This window comes from Streptomyces sp. NPDC090045 (assembly GCF_044747975.1).
Lineage (GTDB): Bacteria > Actinomycetota > Actinomycetes > Streptomycetales > Streptomycetaceae > Streptomyces.
The window spans coordinates 414,839-432,331 of record NZ_JBIVFA010000006.1 but is presented as its reverse complement, the minus strand read 5'-3'; the positions used below and the strand labels follow the sequence as shown (position 1 = coordinate 432,331).

The window sequence follows — 17,493 nt, the reverse complement described above, 5'->3', positions numbered from 1 at the left end:
ACCCGCAGGGCGGGCGTCTTTCCGCCGCATCTCTTCCATGGGAGTCACCACCGTGACCGAAATGACCGACGGCGTCCTGCACACCCTGTTCCGTACGGAACAGGGCGGCCACGAGCAAGTCGTGCTGTGCCAGGACCGAGCCTCCGGCCTGAAGGCCGTCATCGCGATCCACTCCACCGCCCTGGGCCCGGCCCTCGGCGGTACGCGCTTCCACGCGTACGCCTCGGACGAGGAGGCCGTCCTCGACGCGCTGAACCTCTCGCGCGGCATGTCGTACAAGAACGCCCTCGCCGGTCTCGACCTCGGCGGCGGCAAGGCCGTCATCATCGGCGACCCGGACGTCATCAAGAGCGAGGAACTGCTCCAGGCCTACGGCCGGTTCGTGGAGTCCCTCGGCGGCCGCTACGTGACCGCCTGCGACGTCGGCACCTACGTGGCCGACATGGACGTCGTGGCCCGCGAGACCCGCTGGGCCACCGGCCGCTCCCCCGAGAACGGCGGCGCGGGCGACTCCTCGGTCCTCACCGCTTTCGGCGTCTTCCAGGGCATGCGCGCCAGCGCCCAGCACCAGTGGGGCGACCCGACCCTGCGCGACCGCAAGGTCGCCGTGGCCGGCGTCGGCAAGGTCGGCCACTACCTGGTCGAGCACCTGCTGGAGGACGGCGCCCAGGTCGTGATCACGGACGTGCGCGAGGAGTCGGTGCGCCGGATCCTCGACAAGCACCCGGGCAAGGTCACCGCGGTCGCCGACACGGACGCGCTCATCCGCGTCGAGGGCCTGGACATCTACGCCCCCTGCGCGCTCGGCGGCGCCCTGAACGACGAGACGGTCCCCGCCCTCACGGCCAAGGTCGTCTGCGGTGCGGCGAACAACCAGCTCGCGCACCCGGGCATCGAGAAGGACCTCGCGGACCGCGGCATCCTCTACGCGCCCGACTACGTGGTCAACGCCGGTGGCGTCATCCAGGTCGCCGACGAGCTGCACGGCTTCGACTTCGACCGCTGCAAGGTCAAGGCCACGAAGATCTTCGACACCACGCTCGAAATCTTTGCTCGCGCGAAGGCGGACGGCATTCCGCCGGCCGCCGCGGCCGACCGGATCGCCGAGCAGCGGATGGCGGACGCCCGCGCCGCCCGCGCGCTCTAGGCCCCTGGCGGGACCCTTGGGCGCACCCGCCGGGGCGCGGCGAGACGGAACTCACTGCGCTTCGGCGGGTCGCCCGCCAGGAAAAGGTTAAAATCGCAGCTGACCAGGGAGGACGGGGCGCCTCGTTGGTTCTGCACCGGGGCGCGTCATGCGGGCGGCGTACCGTATGGCCGCGGAAGCAGGTACCGTTAAACCCCTACGGACGGTCTCTCCACGGAGAGCCCGCTCCGAACCATGAACGCGTGTCAGACTCTGGGGCCGTCGAGCCCCGTCACCGAGGGGGTCGAGCCATGGGGCGCGGCCGGGCAAAGGCCAAGCAGACGAAGGTCGCCCGCCAGCTGAAGTACAGCAGCGGCGGGACTGACTTGTCGCGTCTGGCCAACGAGCTGGGCGCATCGACCGCGGAACCGCTGCCTGTCAGCGAGCCGGTCGAGGTAGACGACGACGAGCTGGACGAGGACGACCCGTACGCTCGGTACGCGGAGCTCTACAACCGCGATGACGACGACGAGGACGAAGAGTCCGGTCCGTCGGCGCACCGTCGCGGGGCTTGACGCGCGGATCCTTCTGCAGAGCAGCGTCTGCGTCAGCTGACGAAACATCGAAACCCGGTCCAGGGCCTCGCCCCGGACCGGGTTTCCGTGCTGCTCAGCCCGCGTAGGACCCGGTGAGGGTCGCGCCCTCGGCGTGGTCGCCCCGGTCCAGGATCTCGCCGGCGACCCAGGCGTCGACGCCCCGGTCGGCCAGCGCGGTCAGGGCCACGTCCACCGACTCCTGCGGGACCACGGCCATCATGCCGACGCCCATGTTCAGGGTCTTCTCCAGCTCCAGCTGCTCCACCTGCCCGGCCTTGCCGACCAGGTCGAAGATCGCGCCGGGGGTCCAGGTCGACCGGTCGACCGTGGCGTGCAGGTGGTCCGGGATGACCCGGGCCAGGTTCGCCGCGAGGCCGCCGCCGGTGATGTGCGAGTAGGCGTGGATCTCGGCCATACGGGTGAGCGCCATGCAGTCCAGCGAGTAGATCTTGGTGGGCTCCAGGAGCTCCTCGCCGAGGGTGCGGCCGAGCTCCTCGACGTGCTGGTCCAGGGACATCCCGGCCCGGTCGAAGAGGACGTGCCGGACGAGCGAGTACCCGTTCGAGTGAAGGCCGGACGATGCCATCGCGATGACGGCGTCACCCGTACGGATGCGATCCGCGCCGAGCAGGCGGTCGTACTCGACGACGCCGGTGCCGGCGCCCGCCACGTCGAAGTCGTCCGGGCCCAGCAGGCCGGGGTGTTCGGCGGTCTCGCCGCCCACCAGGGCGCAGCCGGCGAGGACGCAGCCCTCGGCGATGCCCTTGACGATGGCCGCGACCCGCTCGGGGTGGACCTTGCCGACGCAGATGTAGTCGGTCATGAAGAGCGGCTCGGCGCCGCAGACGACGATGTCGTCCATGACCATCGCGACCAGGTCGTGGCCGATGGTGTCGTACACGCCGAGCTGACGGGCGATGTCCACCTTGGTACCGACGCCGTCGGTGGCCGAGGCGAGCAGCGGGCGCTCGTAGCGCTTGAGGGCGGAGGCGTCGAAGAGGCCGGCGAAGCCGCCGAGGCCGCCGAGGACCTCGGGGCGCTGCGTCTTCTTCACCCACTCCTTCATCAGCTCGACGGCGCGGTCGCCCGCTTCGATGTCCACGCCTGCGGCTGCGTAGCTGGCACCGGTGGTCTTCTCTGTCATGACAGGAGAGAGCTTTCGTGTCGTTACTGCGTGTGGTGCTGGGCCCCCGGAGAAGCCTCAAAGAGAGGGCCCAGCGCAGGTTGAGCAGGCCGAATCCCGGAACGCCTACGGCCGCCGGAGCGCGTCGGCGGCGTCCGTGCCGCCCGCGAGCTCGTTCTCCAGAAGCTGCTTGCCCAGGAGCTGCGGGTCGGGCAGATCCATCGGGTACTCGCCGTCGAAGCAGGCACGGCAGAGGTTGGGCTTCTGGATGGTGGTGGCCTCGATCATCGCGTCGAGCGAGATGTACGAGAGCGAGTCCGCGCCGAGGGACGTGGCGATCTCGTCGACCGACATGCCGTTGGCGATCAGCTCGGCCCGGGTGGCGAAGTCGATGCCGAAGAAGCACGGCCACTTCACCGGCGGCGAGGAGATCCGGATGTGAACCTCCGCCGCGCCGGCCTCGCGGAGCATCTTGACCAGGGCGCGCTGGGTGTTGCCGCGGACGATCGAGTCGTCGACGACCACCAGGCGCTTGCCCCGGATGACTTCCTTGAGGGGGTTGAGCTTCAGACGGATGCCGAGCTGGCGGATCGTCTGCGAGGGCTGGATGAAGGTCCGGCCGACGTAGGCGTTCTTGACCAGGCCGGAGCCGTACGGGATCCCGCTGGCCTCGGCGTAACCGACGGCGGCGGGCGTGCCGGATTCCGGCGTCGCTATCACCAGATCGGCGTCGACCGGGGCTTCCTTGGCCAGGCGCCGGCCCATCTCGACACGCGAGAGGTAGACGTTCCGGCCGGCGATATCGGTGTCCGGGCGCGCCAGGTAGACGTACTCGAAGACACAGCCCTTGGGCTTCGCTTCCGCGAATCGAGAGGTCCGCAGACCGTTCTCGTCGATCGCGATGAGCTCGCCCGGCTCGACCTCGCGGACGAAGCTGGCGCCGCAGATGTCGAGGGCGGCGGTCTCGCTCGCGACCACCCAGCCGCGCTCCAGGCGGCCGAGGACCAGCGGGCGGATGCCCTGCGGGTCACGGGCGGTGTAGAGGGTTCCCTCGTCCATGAAGACGAGGGAGAAGGCGCCCTTGACCTTCGGGAGGACCTTGGTGGCCGACTCCTCGATCGTCAGGGGCTTGCCGTCCTCGTCGGTCTGCCCCGCGAGCAGGGCGGTGACCAGGTCGGTGTCATTGGTGGCGGCCACCTGGGTGGCACGGCCGTCCTGACGGGGGAGGTCGGCGACCATCTCGGCGAGCTCGGCGGTGTTCACCAGGTTGCCGTTGTGACCCAGGGCGATCGAGCCGTGGGCGGTCGCGCGGAAAGTGGGCTGCGCGTTCTCCCAGACGGAGGCCCCGGTGGTCGAATAGCGGGCGTGACCGACCGCGATATGACCTTGGAGCGAGCCGAGAGAGGTTTCGTCGAAGACTTGGGAAACGAGGCCCATGTCCTTGAAGACGAGGATCTGGGAACCGTTGCTCACAGCGATTCCCGCGGACTCTTGTCCGCGGTGCTGCAGTGCATACAGTCCGAAGTAGGTGAGCTTGGCGACCTCTTCACCCGGAGCCCAGACACCGAAGACGCCGCAAGCGTCCTGGGGGCCCTTTTCGCCGGGGAGCAGGTCGTGGTTGAGTCGTCCATCACCACGAGGCACGCTTCCGAGTGTAGGCGAGATCGACCACTGGTCCGAATTGGGGACGGCCGGGAAATGTCACAGCACAGAGGGTGACGGGACGCCTCCGTCTCGGTATTCGGATCACCTTGTTGACATGTACGAAGGCATTCGTACAGGCTCTCGGTCCATGCAGCCTCTCGGTGACCGCACCGTCACCCTCGTCGAGCGCCGGCACGTGGACCTGGTCCGTGTCGCGAGCGCCATCTGTCGCTGTTCCGCGTAGCCACAACTCTTCCTCTCCATTTCCCCTTTCCGCTCCGCCCCGCCCTGCTCCGCCGTGCCGCGCGCCGTCCCGCGCCCCGCCCGGAGCCGGCCGGCGGACCGTGCTCTGGAGTACCTGTGTCTTCGTACGAGAACAAGCTGTCCCGTCGTGCCTTCGGGGGCACCGTCGGCGTGACCGCGGCCGCCGCCGCGGTGGGGCTGGGCGCCGCCCCGGCCCAGGCCGCCGAGGGCGCCGGCGCACAGGCCGCGGGCCCCCAGGAGCGGGAGTTCCGGGCCGCCCGCGACCGGCGGGCCCGCAGGCCCAACATCCTGTTCATCCTGGGTGACGACCTGGGCTGGGCCGACCTCTCCGCGTACGGCTCCCCGCACATCAAGACCCCGAACCTCGACCGGCTGGCCCGCCAGGGCGTCCGGTTCACCGACGCCTACTCGGGCTCCGCGACCTGCTCGCCGACCCGGTTCAGCCTCTACACGGGGCGCTACCCGGGCCGCACCAGGGGCGGGCTGGCCGAGCCGATCGCCGACAAGTCGGTCGGCCTGGACCCCACCCACCCGACGCTGGCCTCGCTGCTGAAGGGAGCCGGCTACGCCACCGCGCTGATCGGCAAGTGGCACGCGGGCTACCTGCCCGACTACAGCCCGACCAGGTCCGGCTGGGACGAGTTCTTCGGCAACTTCGGCGGGGCCCTGGAGTACTACTCCAAGCTGGGCCTGGGCGGCGAGTACGACCTCTACGAGGGCGACGCCGAGTACAAGGACCTGCGCTACTACACGCGGATCATCACCGAGCGGGCGAGCGAGTACGTCTCCCGCGACCACCACGGCAGGCCGTGGCTGCTGAACCTCAACTTCACCACCCCGCACTGGCCGTGGATCGCCGACGGGGACACCGAGCAGAGCGCCGAGATCGTCCGGCGGATCAAGGCGGGCGACGGCCGGGCCCTGTGGCACCAGGACGGCGGCTCGGTCGAGAAGTACAAGGAGATGGTCGAGGACCTCGACCGCTCGGTCGGCAAGGTGCTGGCGGCCCTGAAGCGCTCCGGCCAGGAGGACGACACCCTGGTCGTCTTCTCCAGCGACAACGGCGGCGAGCGCTTCTCGTACAACTGGCCGCTGTCCGGCAACAAGGCCTCCCTGCAGGAGGGCGGGATCCGGGTGCCGAACATCGCGCGCTGGCCCGCCCGGCTGGACGGCGGCCAGGTCAGCCACGTGCCGGTGTTCAGCCCGGACTGGACGGCGACGCTGCTGGAGGTCGCCGGGGCGCGGCCGGACCGGGCCTACCCGCTGGACGGGGTGAGCCTGGCCGGCTACCTGCTGCGCGGCGAGAAGGCCGCCGCGCGGGACCTGTTCTGGCGGGTCCGGGGCGAGCGGGCGCTGCGTCGCGGGGACTGGAAGTACTACCGCGGCAAGACGGGCCGGGACCAGCTCTTCGACCTGGCCGGGGACATCCGCGAACAGGCCGACAAGGCCGCCGTGGAGCCGGCCCGGCTGGCGGAGCTGCGGGCGGCCTGGGAAAAGGTGGACGCCGGGCTGCTGCCCTACCCGGGCTGACCCGGCCGCGCGGGCACGGCCCGGGCTGTGGCCCCGATGGTGGCCCCGGTGGTGGTCATTCCACGGCCGAGGCCGCCCGGGCGGTCAGGCCCTTGCCGTCCTGTGCGGTGAGGGTCAGCGTCTGGCCCTCGATCTTCGTGGTGAGCGGGCCGCTGCCGAACAGCAGGGTGAGGTTCCGCTCGACCTCGCCCACCGGGCCCTCGCAGGCCATCCGGGTCGTGGTGAGCGGCCCGAAGGTGACCGTGGGGCCGTCGACGGTGGCCTTGGCGCTGAACCGGTTGCAGCCGAGGCTGCCGCCCGCGGTGGAATCGGGGGCGATCGCGAAGTGCGCCTTGCCGGCCGCCTCGGCGGGCACCGAGGACACGGTCCCGCCGCTGATCAGCGACTCGACGGTCCACTCGGTCGTGGTGAGCGGGGCGGCCGCGGCCGGGGGCTTCGAGCTCATCGCGATGGTGCTCCCGTCGGCGGTCTTCAGGGTGAGCCGGTCGGGCCCCCGGTCGATCGTCAGCCGGCCCGTGAAGAGCCGGGCGAAGGCCGTCTCGAACTCCATGTCCTCGCAGGCCATGGTGGTCGTCGTGCCGGGGGTGACGGTCAGGGCGGATTCGCCGTCGCGGACGACCGCCGCCTTGAAGCCGTTGCAGCCGTAGCTGCCGGTGGCCGCGTCCTGCGCGAAGTCGACCCGGGCGGCCTCGGGGGCGTGCAGGGTGCGGCCGCCGGTCGTCAGCGACTCGACGGCCCAGGAGCCCACGACATCGGGCTGCCAGACGCTCCCGCCCTCCTCGGCCTTGCCGCAGCCGGCCAGGGCGAGGGCGAGTACGAGGGCCAGCCCCGCGGGAGTGTGGACGTGCCGGAAGGTACGCATGCCCCTGGGACGGACGGGGCGCCGGGACGGTTCCGTCATGGCCGCGCTCAGCTCATCAGCGGGAGCAGCGCGGACAGGTCGGCCCGCTCGCCACTGGCGCTGACCCGCGCCCCGTCGAGTTCCTCCGCCCATCCCGTACGGCCGGTCGCGAGCCGGATCCAGGTCAGCGGGTCGGTCTCCACCACGTTCGGCGGGGTGCCGCGGGTGTGGCGCGGCCCCTCGACGCACTGGACCACCGCGAAGGGCGGGATCCGCACCTCGACCGCACCGCCCGGGGCCTTGAGCGCGAGGGCGTCGGCGAGCAGCCGGGTGCAGGCCGCCAGCGCCTGCCGTTCGATCGGGATGGCCAGTCCGGCGGCCCGGTTCAGGTCGTCGGTGTGGACCACCAGCTCCACGGTGCGGGTCACCAGGAAGTCGGCCAGGGTCATGTCCCCGATCCACAGGTCCAGCACGCGGGTGCCCGGATGCGCCGCGAGCGCCTCCGCCATGCGGGCCGCCGCCCGCTCGTACAGCTCGGGCAACGGGGCGCCGGTGAGGGTCTCCCGGGCCGCTTCGGAGATCTTCCCGGCGAGGGAGGCGGTCGCGAAGGGCCATTCGACGGCGGACAGTTCGGCGACGGCGGCGGGCGGCCGGGCGAGGCCGCCGGCCAGCGAGTCCGCGATCCAGGCGATGTGCCCGGCGAGGTCGGCGACGCTCCAGTCCCCGAGCCCGCTGGGGCGTGCCAGCTGTTCGGGCCCCAACTCCCCCACGGCCGCGCCGACATGCGCGAACTGCGCGGTGACGGCCGTACGGATCCTGGCGGGGTCGTAGGTGCGCGGCTTCTTCCTGGCGGGCGGCATGCGGCGACCCTATCCGGGCAGCGTCGGCTCCGTGCAGCCGCGCCGCGCGGCGGCATCGGTGGCGTAGGCCTTGAACAGCTCGGCCAGGCGCGGCCCCACCAGCTCGCGGTACCCGGTGGCGCCCGCCTGCAGGGTGAAGGCCGCCGGACGGCCCTGGCAGTCGGCGGCTGCGAAGAGGACGCCGTCCTGCCGTCCGGCCTTGCGCTCGACGACCGGGATCCGGCTCGGGAGGAGCGACGTACGTGCCCTGCGCCTCGTCACCGAAGTAGGTCTGCGTCCGGATCCACCAGGGGTGGTGGCCGTCCTGGATCCGGCTCGCCCCAGGTGTGCGCGGCGACGGGCGCGCCCACGGAGCGGTCGGGCAGCCTGCCCCGGTCCGCGCCGCGAACCGGGCGCGAGCACGGCCGAGGCCCCGCCCACACGGTGGACGGGGCCTCGTACGCGCTACGGCGGGATCAGGCCAGCAGGGCCGGGATCGTCGCCTCGTGGGCCGCGCGGAGCTCGGCCAGCGGGAGGGTGAACTCGCCCTGGATCTCGATCTCCTCACCGTCCACCACGCCGATGCGGGTGGCCGGCAGGCCCCGCGCACCGCACATGTCGGTGAAGCGGAGCTCCTCGCTGCGCGGGACGGCCACGACGGCCCGGCCCGCGGACTCGGAGAACAGGAAGGTGAAGGCGTCCAGGCCCTCGGGCACCACGATCCGCGCACCGTTGCCGCCGCGCAGGCAGGACTCGGTGAGCGCCTGGATCACGCCGCCGTCGGACAGGTCGTGCGCGGCGTCGATCATGCCGTCGCGCGAGGCGGAGATCAGGATCTCGCCGAGCAGCTTCTCGCGGCCCAGGTCCACCTTGGGCGGCATGCCGCCGAGGTGGTCGTGGACGACCTGGGACCAGGCCGAGCCGCCGAACTCCTCGGCCGTGTCGCCCAGCAGGTACAGCAGCTGGCCGGCCTCCGAGAACGCCATCGGCGTACGGCGGTTGACGTCGTCGATCACGCCGAGGACCGCCACGACCGGGGTCGGGTGGATGGCGATGTCGCCCGTCTGGTTGTAGAGGGAGACGTTGCCGCCGGTCACCGGGGTGCCCAGCTCCAGGCAGCCGTCCGCCAGGCCGCGGCAGGCCTCGGCGAACTGCCACATGACGCCCGGGTCCTCGGGGGAGCCGAAGTTCAGGCAGTCGGAGATGGCCAGCGGCTTGGCACCGGTCGCGGCGACGTTGCGGTACGCCTCGGCCAGCGCGAGCTGCGCGCCCGTGTACGGGTCGAGCTTGGCGAAGCGGCCGTTGCCGTCGGTCGCCATGGCCACGCCGAGGTTCGACTCCTCGTCGATGCGGACCATGCCCGCGTCCTCGGGCTGCGACAGGACGGTGTTGCCCTGCACGAAGCGGTCGTACTGGTCGGTGACCCAGGACTTCGACGCCTGGTTCGGCGAGGAGACCAGGGCCAGGACCTGCGCGCGCAGCTCCTCGGAGGTCTGCGGGCGCGGCAGCTTGCCCGCGTCGTCCGCCTGGAGCGCGTCCTGCCACTCGGGGCGGGCGTAGGGCCGGTTGTAGACCGGGCCCTCGTGGGCGACGGTGCCCGGGGGCACGTCCACGATCTGCTCGCCGTGCCAGAAGATCTCCAGGCGCTCGCCGTCGGTCACCTCACCGATGACGGTGGCGATGACGTCCCACTTCTCGCAGATCTCCATGAACCGGTCGACGTACTGCGGCTCGACGATCGCGCACATGCGCTCCTGCGACTCGCTCATGAGGATTTCCTCGGGCGAGAGCGTCGCGTCGCGCAGCGGCACGGTGTCCAGCTCGACACGCATGCCGCCGGAGCCGGCGGAGGCCAGCTCGGAGGTCGCGCAGGAGAGCCCGGCGCCGCCGAGGTCCTGGATGCCCGCGACCAGCTTCTCCTTGAAGATCTCCAGGGTGCACTCGATGAGGAGCTTCTCCTGGAAGGGGTCGCCGACCTGGACGGCGGGCCGCTTGGTGGGCTTGGTGTCGTCGAAGGTCTCGGACGCGAGGACCGAGACGCCGCCGATGCCGTCGCCGCCCGTGCGGGCGCCGTAGAGGATGACCTTGTTGCCGGGGCCGGAGGCCTTGGCGAGGTGGATGTCCTCGTGCTTCATCACGCCGATGCAGCCGGCGTTGACGAGCGGGTTGCCCTGGTAGCAGGCGTCGAAGACGACCTCGCCGCCGATGTTCGGCAGGCCCAGGCAGTTGCCGTAGCCGCCGATGCCCGCGACCACGCCCGGCAGGACGCGCTTGGTGTCGGGGTGGTCGGCCGCGCCGAAGCGCAGCGGGTCCACGACGGCGACCGGGCGGGCGCCCATGGCGAGGATGTCGCGGACGATGCCGCCGACGCCGGTGGCCGCGCCCTGGTAGGGCTCGATGTACGAGGGGTGGTTGTGCGACTCGACCTTGAAGGTGACCGCGTAACCCTGGCCCACGTCGACGACGCCCGCGTTCTCGCCGATGCCGACGAGCATGGCGTCGTTCTGGGGGGCCTTCTCGCCGAACTGCTTCAGGTGGACCTTGCTGCTCTTGTACGAGCAGTGCTCGGACCACATGACCGAGTACATGGCGAGCTCGGCGCCGGTCGGGCGGCGGCCGAGGATCTCCCGGATCCGGGCGTACTCGTCCTCCTTGAGGCCGAGCTCCTTCCACGGCTGGGAGGCGTCCGGGGTTTCGGTGGCGTTCTTGACGGTGTCGAGGCTCATGCGCTGACCAGCTTCTTCAGGACCGAGGTGAAGAACGGGAGGCCGTCGGTGCGGCCGGTCCCGATCAGCGGCTCGACCGCGTGCTCGGGGTGCGGCATGAGGCCGACGACGTTGCCCGCGGCGTTGGTGATGCCGGCGATGTCGCGGAGCGAACCGTTCGGGTTGACGTCGAGGTAGCGGAAGGCGACGCGGCCCTCGGCTTCCAGTTCGTCGAGCACGCGCTCGTCGGCGACGTACCGGCCGTCCATGTTCTTCAGCGGTACGGAGATCTCCTGGCCGGCGGTGTAGTCGCCGGTCCACGCGGTCTCCGCGTTCTCCACCCGCAGCTTCTGGTCGCGGCAGATGAAGTGCAGGTGGTTGTTCCGGAGCATCGCCCCCGGCAGCAGGTGGGCCTCGGTGAGGACCTGGAAGCCGTTGCAGATGCCCAAAACGGGCATGCCGCCCTTGGCCTGCTCGATGATGGTCTCCATCACCGGCGAGAAGCGGGAGATGGCCCCGGCGCGCAGGTAGTCCCCGTAGGAGAAGCCGCCCGCGAGGACGACCGCGTCGACCTGGTGCAGGTCCTTGTCGCGGTGCCACAGCGAGACCGGCTCGGCCCCCGCGAGGCGGACGGCGCGCAGCGAGTCACGGTCGTCGAGCGTTCCGGGGAACGTGACGACTCCGATGCGAGTGGTCACCGTCAGGCCTCGACCTTCACGGTGAAGTCTTCGATGACGGTGTTGGCGAGGAACGTTTCGGCCATCTTGTGGATGCGGTCGAGGGCGGCCTGGTCGACCGGTCCCTCCACCTCCAGTTCGAAGCGCTTCCCCTGGCGGACGTCGGCGATCCCCTCGAAGCCCAGGCGCGGCAGTGCACGCTGCACCGCCTGGCCCTGGGGGTCGAGGATCTCCGGCTTGAGCATGACGTCGACTACGACGCGTGCCATCGGGCACTCCCGTGTGGTGGTTGGTGCGAAGGCGGTTCCATCAGCGTACCCGGCCAAAATTTCTACGCGGGTAGATATCCGGAGGGCGTGATCACCGGGCCGTTTCGGCTTCACCAACGCTTCGCAAAATCCGCCGGAAAACCACGTACCCGGCATTGCGGCGGGACACGCGGAGAGAATTAACTGGGCTTCGCAATGCAATGGGAATCGAGGTACAAAGGAATCACTCCGGGCGAGTGTCATTTGTCGCCTCGCAACGGGGGATGAAAGATGCATTGCCCCGAAACATCCACACAGGCGACATCACCGCACGTCAGCAGGTGGCGACGTCGCACGAAGGGACCGATATCCGTGGCGCAGCGCGTAGTAGTCACGCTCTCCGACGACATCGATGGCGGAGAAGCGGCGGAAACGGTCGTGTTCGCTCTGGACGGTAAGTCGTACGAGATCGACCTCAATGTGGCCAACGCAAAGAAACTGCGGAAGGGCCTGGCCCCCTTCGTGGCCGCCGGCCGCCGCCAGTCCCGCTCGGGGAAGGCCTTCAAGCACACCGCCGTCGCCCCCGACCCGGCGGTCGTCCGGGCCTGGGCCCGGTCCAACCAGTACGACGTGCCCCCGCGCGGCCGCATCCCGAAGAAGATCTACGAGGCCTACAACGCGGCTCACTGAGGGCCGATTTGCCATCCACCCCCCACCGTCGGCTAGTGTGTGGATCACGCCAAGGGGCCAGGCCGCAGGTCAGAGCCTCCGAGGTCGTGCGGGTGTAGTTCAGTAGCAGAACATCCCTCTTCCAGAGGGAAGGCGCAGTGTGCGATTCCTGTCACCCGCTCTGCATCGCTTTCCGACCACCACGGTGGATCGGGTAGAGTGATGCACGCACCACCCCGGTGGTGCACTGCATGCGGACGTAGCTCAGTTGGTAGAGCACCACCTTGCCAAGGTGGATGTCGCGCGTTCGAGTCGCGTCGTCCGCTCTGTATGCAGAAGGCCCCGATCATTGCGATCGGGGCCTTCTTCGTATTCCCTCCCTTTCTCCTCTCCGTCCCCCCGCGGGCGAGGGCGGACTCCCCTGACAAATGTCATCGCGGATGATGACGGCGCGCACTGCCGACCCGGTCCGGCCGCGCCGAGGCTTGAGTCATGACTGACACCGTGATCGAAGCCCAGGGCCTGCGCCGCGGCTACGCCGGCGGATTCGAGGCCGTCCGGGGCGTCTCCTTCTCCGTCGCGCGGGGCGAGGTCTTCGCCCTGCTCGGGACCAACGGCGCGGGCAAGACCTCCACGGTCGAGCTCCTGGAGGGGCTGGCCCCGCCGAGCGACGGCCGGGTGCGCGTCTTCGGGCTCGATCCCTACACGCGCCGGACCCAGGTCCGCCCGCGCACCGGCGTCATGCTCCAGGAGGGCGGTTTCCCCTCCGACCTGTCGGTCGCCGAGACCGTCCGGATGTGGGCCGGCGTCACCACCGGCGCCCGCCCGACGGCGGAGGTGCTGGAACTGGTCGGCCTGGGCGCGCGGTCCTCCGTACGGGTCAAGCAGCTCTCCGGCGGTGAGCGGCGGCGACTGGACCTGGCGCTGGCCCTCCTCGGCCGCCCCGAGGTGCTCTTCCTGGACGAGCCGACCACCGGAATGGATCCCGAAGGGCGACGGGACACCTGGGCGCTGGTACGGGAGCTGCGGGCGCAGGGCACCACGGTGCTGCTGACCACGCACTACCTGGAGGAGGCCGAGGAGCTCGCCGACCGCCTCGCGATCCTCCACGAGGGGGAGCTCGTCCTGTCCGGCACCCCGGCGGAGGTGACCGCCACCCGGCCGGCCCGGATCCGCTTCACCCTGCCGGCCGCGGTGCCCGCGGCCCGGCTGCCGCTGGCGCTGCGCGCGGCGGCCGACGGGCGGCGCGTGGAGATCCGTACCGAACGGCTCCAGGCGGACCTGACCGAACTGCTCGGCTGGGCCCGGGAGAACGGCGTGGAACTGGACGGGCTCGACGCCCGGTCCGCCTCCCTGGAGGAGGCCTTCCTGGAGATCGCGGAGAACCGCCGCAACGCCGGCGGCCGCACCGAGGACACGATGGCGGGGACCCGATGAACACCTTGACCCTGAACCCCGGCCGGCTCGCCGCGCTCGGCCGCTCCGAGCTCACCCTGCTGGTGCGCAACCGGGCCGCGCTCGGCATGGCCTTCCTGATGCCCCTGCTGATGGTGTTCGTCCTGCGCTCCTCCCTCAGCGGGGCCGAGGGCGCGCAGGCCCTCGGCGAGGCCACCGTGACCGGCGGGATCGGCATGGTGCTGGTCCTCGTCGTCTACATGAACCTGGTCTCCGCCTACGTCGCCCGGCGCGAGGAGCTCGTCCTCAAGCGGCTGCGCACCGGCGAGGCGAACGACCTGGAGATCCTCGCCGGGACCGCGCTGCCCGCCGCCGTCCTCGCGCTCGGCCAGATCGCGGTGCTCGCCGTGGCCGGCGCGGCCCTGCTCGACGTGCGCCTGCCCCGCAACCCGCTGCTGCTGGTGGCGGCCGTCCTCGCCGGCGTCGTGCTGCTGGCCGGGATGTCCGCGGTGACCAGCTCCGTCACCCGCACCGTGGAGACCGCCGGCCTCACCACGCTGCCGCTGTTCCTCGTGACCGCGCTCGGCTCGGGGCTGTTCATGCCGGCGGACTCGCTGCCGGACCTCGCGGCCTCCCTGGCCGAACTGCTGCCGCTGAGCGGGGTGATGACCCTGGTGCGGGCCGGCTGGAGCGGTGGCGCCGAGGCCTACGACCTGCTGGGGGCCGCACTCAACACGCTGGCCTGGGTCATGATCACCGTGTTTGCTGTGCAGAAGTGGTTCCGCTGGGAACCGCGCAGGTAGGACGAGTCGGGGGACGGGGAGACGTGAGGATGCCGAAGCTGACGGGGTGGTGGAAGAACCGCAGCAGTGCGGGGAAGCTCGAGCTCTACACCCGGTGGTCGTTCCACTTCTTCGTGCTCCTGGAGATCGTGTCCTTCGGGCTGCTTCCGCTGGTCGGCGCGGCGCAGAAGTCCTCGGCCCTGGTGCCCGGCACGCTCTTCGTGGTGCTGTGCGGTCACGCGGCGCTGTGCGGGGTGCTGAACTCCAGGGCGCTGGACTGGGTGGTGGGGCGGCGCGAACGCCCGGTCCGGCTCGCGGTGTTCATGGCCGCCGTGACGGGCGCCGCCACCCTGGGCGTCCTCGCCCTGGAGGCCGGCGGAAGGATCGCGGAGCCCTCGGCGGCGCCGGCGCTGGTGTCCGGACTGACCTCGTTCGGCTCCGGCTCGCTGGTGCTGTGCCTGCGGTCGGTGCGCAGGATGCGGTACGTGGCCCCGGTCGCGGCGGCCGGGACGAGCCTGGCCGCACTCGCCCTGGGGCTGCCCGGCGGAGAGGTCCTCGGGTATCTCATCGGGGTCCTGGTGGGCAGCCTGTTCCTCTGCTTCACCAGCGGTTTCTCCGCCTGGCTGCTGAACACGGTCTACGAGCTGGACCGCTCGCGGGAGGTCCAGGCCCGCCTCGCGGTGGCGGAGGAGCGGCTGCGCTTCGGCCGCGACCTGCACGACGTGATGGGCCGCAACCTGGCCGTGATCGCGCTCAAGAGCGAGCTGGCCGTACAGCTGGCGCGGCGCGAACGGCCGGAGGCGGTGGAGCAGATGATCGAGGTGCAGCGGATAGCCCAGGAGTCCCAGCGGGAGGTCCGGGACGTGGTGCGGGGCTACCGGGAGGCGGACCTCGCGGTGGAGCTGGAGGGCGCGCGCGGGGTGCTGAGCGCGGCCGGAATGGACTGCCGGGTCGACTTCCGGCCCGGGCGCGAGCTGCCCTCCGAGGTCCAGTCGGCCCTCGGCTGGGTGGTCCGCGAGGCGACGACGAACGTGCTGCGGCACGGGGACGCGCACCGCTGCCTGATCCGGCTGACCGCCCCGGAGACCGGCTCCGTGACGCTGGTGGTGGAGAACGACGGGGCGCCCGACGCCCCCGCGGGGCCGCCCGGCTCGGGGCTGGCCGGGCTGCGGGAGCGGCTCGCCGCATTGGACGGGACCCTGCAGGCAGGGCTGGTGGGCGACGGCCGGTTCCGGCTGCTCGCGGAGATCCCGGACCGGGAAACCCAACGACTGGAGGTGCGGGCGTGAGCCCCGTACGCGTACTGCTCGCCGACGACGAGCATCTGATCCGCGGGGCGCTGGCGGCCCTGCTCGCCCTGGAGGACGACCTGCTCGTCGTCGCGGAGGCGGCCTCGGGCCCCGAGGCGCTGGCGATGGCGCGGGCGCACCGGCCGGACGTGGCCGTGCTGGACCTGCAGATGCCGGGGGCCGACGGTGTGAGTGTCGCCACATCGCTGCGGGCCGAGCTCCCCGACTGCAGGACCATGATCGTGACCAGTCACGGCCGTCCCGGGCACCTGAAGCGGGCACTGGCCGCGGGGGTGCGGGCCTTCGCGCCGAAGACGGTCTCGGCGCAGCGGCTGGCCGAACTGATCCGGACCGTGCACGCCGGAGGCCGTTACGTGGACCCGGAGTTGGCGGCCGATGCCATCAGCGCGGGGGACTCGCCGCTGACCGCGCGGGAGGCCGAGGTCCTCGAACTGGCGGCGGACGGGGCGCCGGTCGCGGAGATCGCCGAACGGGCCGCGCTGTCGCAGGGGACCGTACGGAACTACCTGTCCTCGGCGGCGACGAAGCTGGGCGCCGAGAACCGTCACACGGCAGTACGTCTCGCACGCGAGCGAGGTTGGGTATAGTAGTTCTCGCGTTACGGCGCACCTGCGGACATAGCTCAGTTGGTAGAGCACCACCTTGCCAAGGTGGATGTCGCGCGTTCGAGTCGCGTTGTCCGCTCTGCAGTGAAGAAGCCCCCGGTCCTCGGACCGGGGGCTTCTTCGTGTCTCAGGACCAGGTCAGTCCGGTGAGCCGCTCGTACGCCTCGATGTACTTGGCGCGGGTCTGCGCGACGACCTGCGTGGGGAGGGCCGGCGGCGGGAGCTCGCCCTTGGGGTCCCAGCCGGAGGCCGGGGAGGCCAGCCAGTCGCGGACGTACTGCTTGTCGAAGGAGGGCTGCGAGCGGCCCGGCTCCCACTGGTCCGCCGGCCAGAAGCGGGAGGAGTCCGGGGTGAGCACCTCGTCGGCGGCGATCAGGGTGCCGTCCTTCGGGTCGAAACCGAACTCGAACTTGGTGTCGGCCAGGATGATGCCGCGCTCGCGCGCGATGTCCCGGGCGCGGCCGTACACGGCCAGGGTGGTCTGGCGCAGCAGCGCCGCCGTCTCGGCGCCGGTGGTGCGCGCGACCTCCTCGTAGGAGACGTTCTCGTCGTGCTCGCCGACCTCGGCCTTGGCGGCCGGGGTGAAGATCGGGCCGGGCAGCTCGGAGCCGTCCACGAGGCCCTCGGGGAGCCCGAGCCCGCACACCGTGCGGGTCTGCTTGTACTCGGCGAGGCCGGAGCCGGTGAGGTAGCCGCGGGCCACGCACTCGACCGGGACCATGTCCAGGTTGCGGCAGATCAGCGTGCGGCCGGCCCAGTCGGCGGGGGCGCCCGCGGGCAGGTCGGTGGAGATGACGTGGTTCGGGACGAGGTCGGCGAGCTGGTCGAACCACCACAGGGAGAGCTGGGTCAGGACGCGGCCCTTGTCCGGGATCTCGGTGGGCAGGACCCAGTCGAAGGCGGACATGCGGTCGCTGGCGACCATGACGAGGCGGTCGTCCTCGTCGCGGTAGAGGTCGCGCACCTTGCCGGTGTGGAGGTGGACGAGGCCCGGAACCTGAACCGGCTCGGGCTTTTCGACGAATCCGGACACGGGGTCTCCCTGTGGTTCTGTATGAAGCGCACCCCGATTCTCGCGCACCTTGGTCCCCTCCTGTGGACAGGGGGTGGGTCGGCCGCGGGTCGGCCGGGGGTCGGTG

Annotated in this window: 18 protein-coding genes and 3 tRNA genes; 12 read left to right on the top strand and 9 right to left on the bottom strand. The window is 71.2% G+C overall.

The annotated features are described in order from the left end of the window. Positions 1–52 precede the first annotated feature (52 nt). Entirely contained in the window at positions 53–1,147 is a 1,095-nt protein-coding gene (locus ACIPYQ_RS19630; protein WP_361753506.1) for a Glu/Leu/Phe/Val dehydrogenase dimerization domain-containing protein, read from the top strand. Between the two features lie 290 nt (positions 1,148–1,437). Continuing rightward, positions 1,438–1,701: a DUF3073 domain-containing protein gene (locus ACIPYQ_RS19625; protein ID WP_319723731.1), complete on the top strand. Its 264-nt coding sequence runs from the start codon at positions 1,438–1,440 to the stop codon at positions 1,699–1,701. 94 nt (positions 1,702–1,795) lie between these two features. Here the strand turns inward: ACIPYQ_RS19625 and purM are convergent, their stop codons facing one another. Both purM and purF read right to left on the bottom strand, forming a co-directional pair. After that, complete coding sequence (purM, locus tag ACIPYQ_RS19620; protein WP_401252676.1) at positions 1,796–2,866, bottom strand: phosphoribosylformylglycinamidine cyclo-ligase; 1,071 nt, start codon at positions 2,864–2,866, stop codon at positions 1,796–1,798. 105 nt (positions 2,867–2,971) lie between these two features. Next, entirely contained in the window at positions 2,972–4,489 is a 1,518-nt protein-coding gene (gene purF, locus ACIPYQ_RS19615) for an amidophosphoribosyltransferase (RefSeq protein ID WP_362237484.1), read from the bottom strand. Positions 4,490–4,637: 148 nt separating this feature from the next. Between purF and ACIPYQ_RS19610 the strand changes: the two genes are divergently transcribed. Both ACIPYQ_RS19610 and ACIPYQ_RS19605 read left to right on the top strand, forming a co-directional pair. Further along, positions 4,638–4,733 (top strand): putative leader peptide, encoded by a 96-nt coding sequence (locus tag ACIPYQ_RS19610; protein WP_324617183.1) that lies wholly within the window; start codon positions 4,638–4,640, stop codon positions 4,731–4,733. Between the two features lie 116 nt (positions 4,734–4,849). Then, a complete protein-coding gene (locus ACIPYQ_RS19605) occupies positions 4,850–6,283 on the top strand; it encodes a sulfatase-like hydrolase/transferase (protein ID WP_401252671.1) in 1,434 nt (477 codons plus the stop codon). Positions 6,284–6,338: 55 nt separating this feature from the next. Here the strand turns inward: ACIPYQ_RS19605 and ACIPYQ_RS19600 are convergent, their stop codons facing one another. From ACIPYQ_RS19600 to purS, 6 genes are all read right to left on the bottom strand, one after another. Beyond that, the gene (locus tag ACIPYQ_RS19600) at positions 6,339–7,145 is read right to left on the bottom strand and encodes an META domain-containing protein (RefSeq protein ID WP_401252668.1); all 807 of its coding nucleotides are present in this window, start codon (positions 7,143–7,145) and stop codon (positions 6,339–6,341) included. Positions 7,146–7,192: 47 nt separating this feature from the next. Beyond that, positions 7,193–7,984 carry a sterol carrier family protein gene (locus ACIPYQ_RS19595; protein ID WP_362235723.1) on the bottom strand — a complete coding sequence of 264 codons (792 nt, stop codon included), beginning with the start codon at positions 7,982–7,984 and terminating at the stop codon, positions 7,193–7,195. Positions 7,985–7,993: 9 nt separating this feature from the next. Then, a complete protein-coding gene (locus ACIPYQ_RS19590; protein WP_401252665.1) occupies positions 7,994–8,245 on the bottom strand; it encodes a hypothetical protein in 252 nt (83 codons plus the stop codon). Positions 8,246–8,439: 194 nt separating this feature from the next. After that, positions 8,440–10,689: a phosphoribosylformylglycinamidine synthase subunit PurL gene (gene purL / locus ACIPYQ_RS19585; protein WP_361753492.1), complete on the bottom strand. Its 2,250-nt coding sequence runs from the start codon at positions 10,687–10,689 to the stop codon at positions 8,440–8,442. Further along, the gene (purQ, locus tag ACIPYQ_RS19580; RefSeq protein WP_361753490.1) at positions 10,686–11,366 is read right to left on the bottom strand and encodes a phosphoribosylformylglycinamidine synthase subunit PurQ; all 681 of its coding nucleotides are present in this window, start codon (positions 11,364–11,366) and stop codon (positions 10,686–10,688) included. The genes purL and purQ overlap by 4 nt, the downstream gene beginning before the upstream one ends. A gap of 2 nt (positions 11,367–11,368) precedes the next feature. After that, a complete protein-coding gene (gene purS, locus ACIPYQ_RS19575) occupies positions 11,369–11,614 on the bottom strand; it encodes a phosphoribosylformylglycinamidine synthase subunit PurS (protein ID WP_030009438.1) in 246 nt (81 codons plus the stop codon). Positions 11,615–11,965: 351 nt separating this feature from the next. Here purS and ACIPYQ_RS19570 point away from each other — a divergent pair, with 351 nt between their 5' ends. The 8 genes from ACIPYQ_RS19570 to ACIPYQ_RS19535 all read left to right on the top strand — a co-directional run bounded on the left by ACIPYQ_RS19570 (position 11,966) and on the right by ACIPYQ_RS19535 (position 16,433). After that, the gene (locus tag ACIPYQ_RS19570) at positions 11,966–12,283 is read left to right on the top strand and encodes an Lsr2 family protein (protein ID WP_361753488.1); all 318 of its coding nucleotides are present in this window, start codon (positions 11,966–11,968) and stop codon (positions 12,281–12,283) included. A gap of 88 nt (positions 12,284–12,371) precedes the next feature. After that, positions 12,372–12,443 (top strand) — tRNA-Gly (locus ACIPYQ_RS19565). Positions 12,444–12,515: 72 nt separating this feature from the next. Continuing rightward, positions 12,516–12,588, top strand: a tRNA-Gly gene (locus ACIPYQ_RS19560). Between the two features lie 166 nt (positions 12,589–12,754). Beyond that, on the top strand, positions 12,755–13,699 hold the full coding sequence (locus ACIPYQ_RS19555) for an ABC transporter ATP-binding protein (RefSeq protein WP_401252658.1): 945 nt from the start codon (positions 12,755–12,757) through the stop codon (positions 13,697–13,699). Beyond that, positions 13,696–14,460, top strand: coding sequence for an ABC transporter permease (locus tag ACIPYQ_RS19550; protein WP_401252655.1), 765 nt, complete (start codon positions 13,696–13,698; stop codon positions 14,458–14,460). Before ACIPYQ_RS19555 ends, ACIPYQ_RS19550 begins: the two co-directional genes overlap by 4 nt. A 29-nt stretch (positions 14,461–14,489) precedes the next feature. Beyond that, complete coding sequence (locus tag ACIPYQ_RS19545; RefSeq protein WP_401252652.1) at positions 14,490–15,728, top strand: sensor histidine kinase; 1,239 nt, start codon at positions 14,490–14,492, stop codon at positions 15,726–15,728. Next, positions 15,725–16,336 (top strand): response regulator transcription factor, encoded by a 612-nt coding sequence (locus ACIPYQ_RS19540; RefSeq protein ID WP_327414865.1) that lies wholly within the window; start codon positions 15,725–15,727, stop codon positions 16,334–16,336. Before ACIPYQ_RS19545 ends, ACIPYQ_RS19540 begins: the two co-directional genes overlap by 4 nt. A gap of 24 nt (positions 16,337–16,360) precedes the next feature. Beyond that, positions 16,361–16,433: transfer RNA gene (locus tag ACIPYQ_RS19535), tRNA-Gly, on the top strand. A 48-nt stretch (positions 16,434–16,481) separates the two neighbouring features. Here ACIPYQ_RS19535 and ACIPYQ_RS19530 read toward each other — a convergent pair. Continuing rightward, positions 16,482–17,387: a phosphoribosylaminoimidazolesuccinocarboxamide synthase gene (locus ACIPYQ_RS19530; RefSeq protein ID WP_361753479.1), complete on the bottom strand. Its 906-nt coding sequence runs from the start codon at positions 17,385–17,387 to the stop codon at positions 16,482–16,484. Positions 17,388–17,493 lie beyond the last annotated feature (106 nt).

Coding starts and splice junctions, on each gene's coding strand:
- ACIPYQ_RS19625 (WP_319723731.1), top strand. CDS start 1,438: ATGGGGCGCGGCCGGGCAAAGGCCAAGCAGACGAAGGTCGCCCGCCAG.
- purM (WP_401252676.1), bottom strand. CDS start 2,866: ATGACAGAGAAGACCACCGGTGCCAGCTACGCAGCCGCAGGCGTGGAC.
- ACIPYQ_RS19610 (WP_324617183.1), top strand. CDS start 4,638: ATGCAGCCTCTCGGTGACCGCACCGTCACCCTCGTCGAGCGCCGGCAC.
- ACIPYQ_RS19600 (WP_401252668.1), bottom strand. CDS start 7,145: ATGCGTACCTTCCGGCACGTCCACACTCCCGCGGGGCTGGCCCTCGTA.
- ACIPYQ_RS19595 (WP_362235723.1), bottom strand. CDS start 7,984: ATGCCGCCCGCCAGGAAGAAGCCGCGCACCTACGACCCCGCCAGGATC.
- purL (WP_361753492.1), bottom strand. CDS start 10,689: ATGAGCCTCGACACCGTCAAGAACGCCACCGAAACCCCGGACGCCTCC.
- purS (WP_030009438.1), bottom strand. CDS start 11,614: ATGGCACGCGTCGTAGTCGACGTCATGCTCAAGCCGGAGATCCTCGAC.
- ACIPYQ_RS19555 (WP_401252658.1), top strand. CDS start 12,755: ATGACTGACACCGTGATCGAAGCCCAGGGCCTGCGCCGCGGCTACGCC.
- ACIPYQ_RS19550 (WP_401252655.1), top strand. CDS start 13,696: ATGAACACCTTGACCCTGAACCCCGGCCGGCTCGCCGCGCTCGGCCGC.
- ACIPYQ_RS19545 (WP_401252652.1), top strand. CDS start 14,490: ATGCCGAAGCTGACGGGGTGGTGGAAGAACCGCAGCAGTGCGGGGAAG.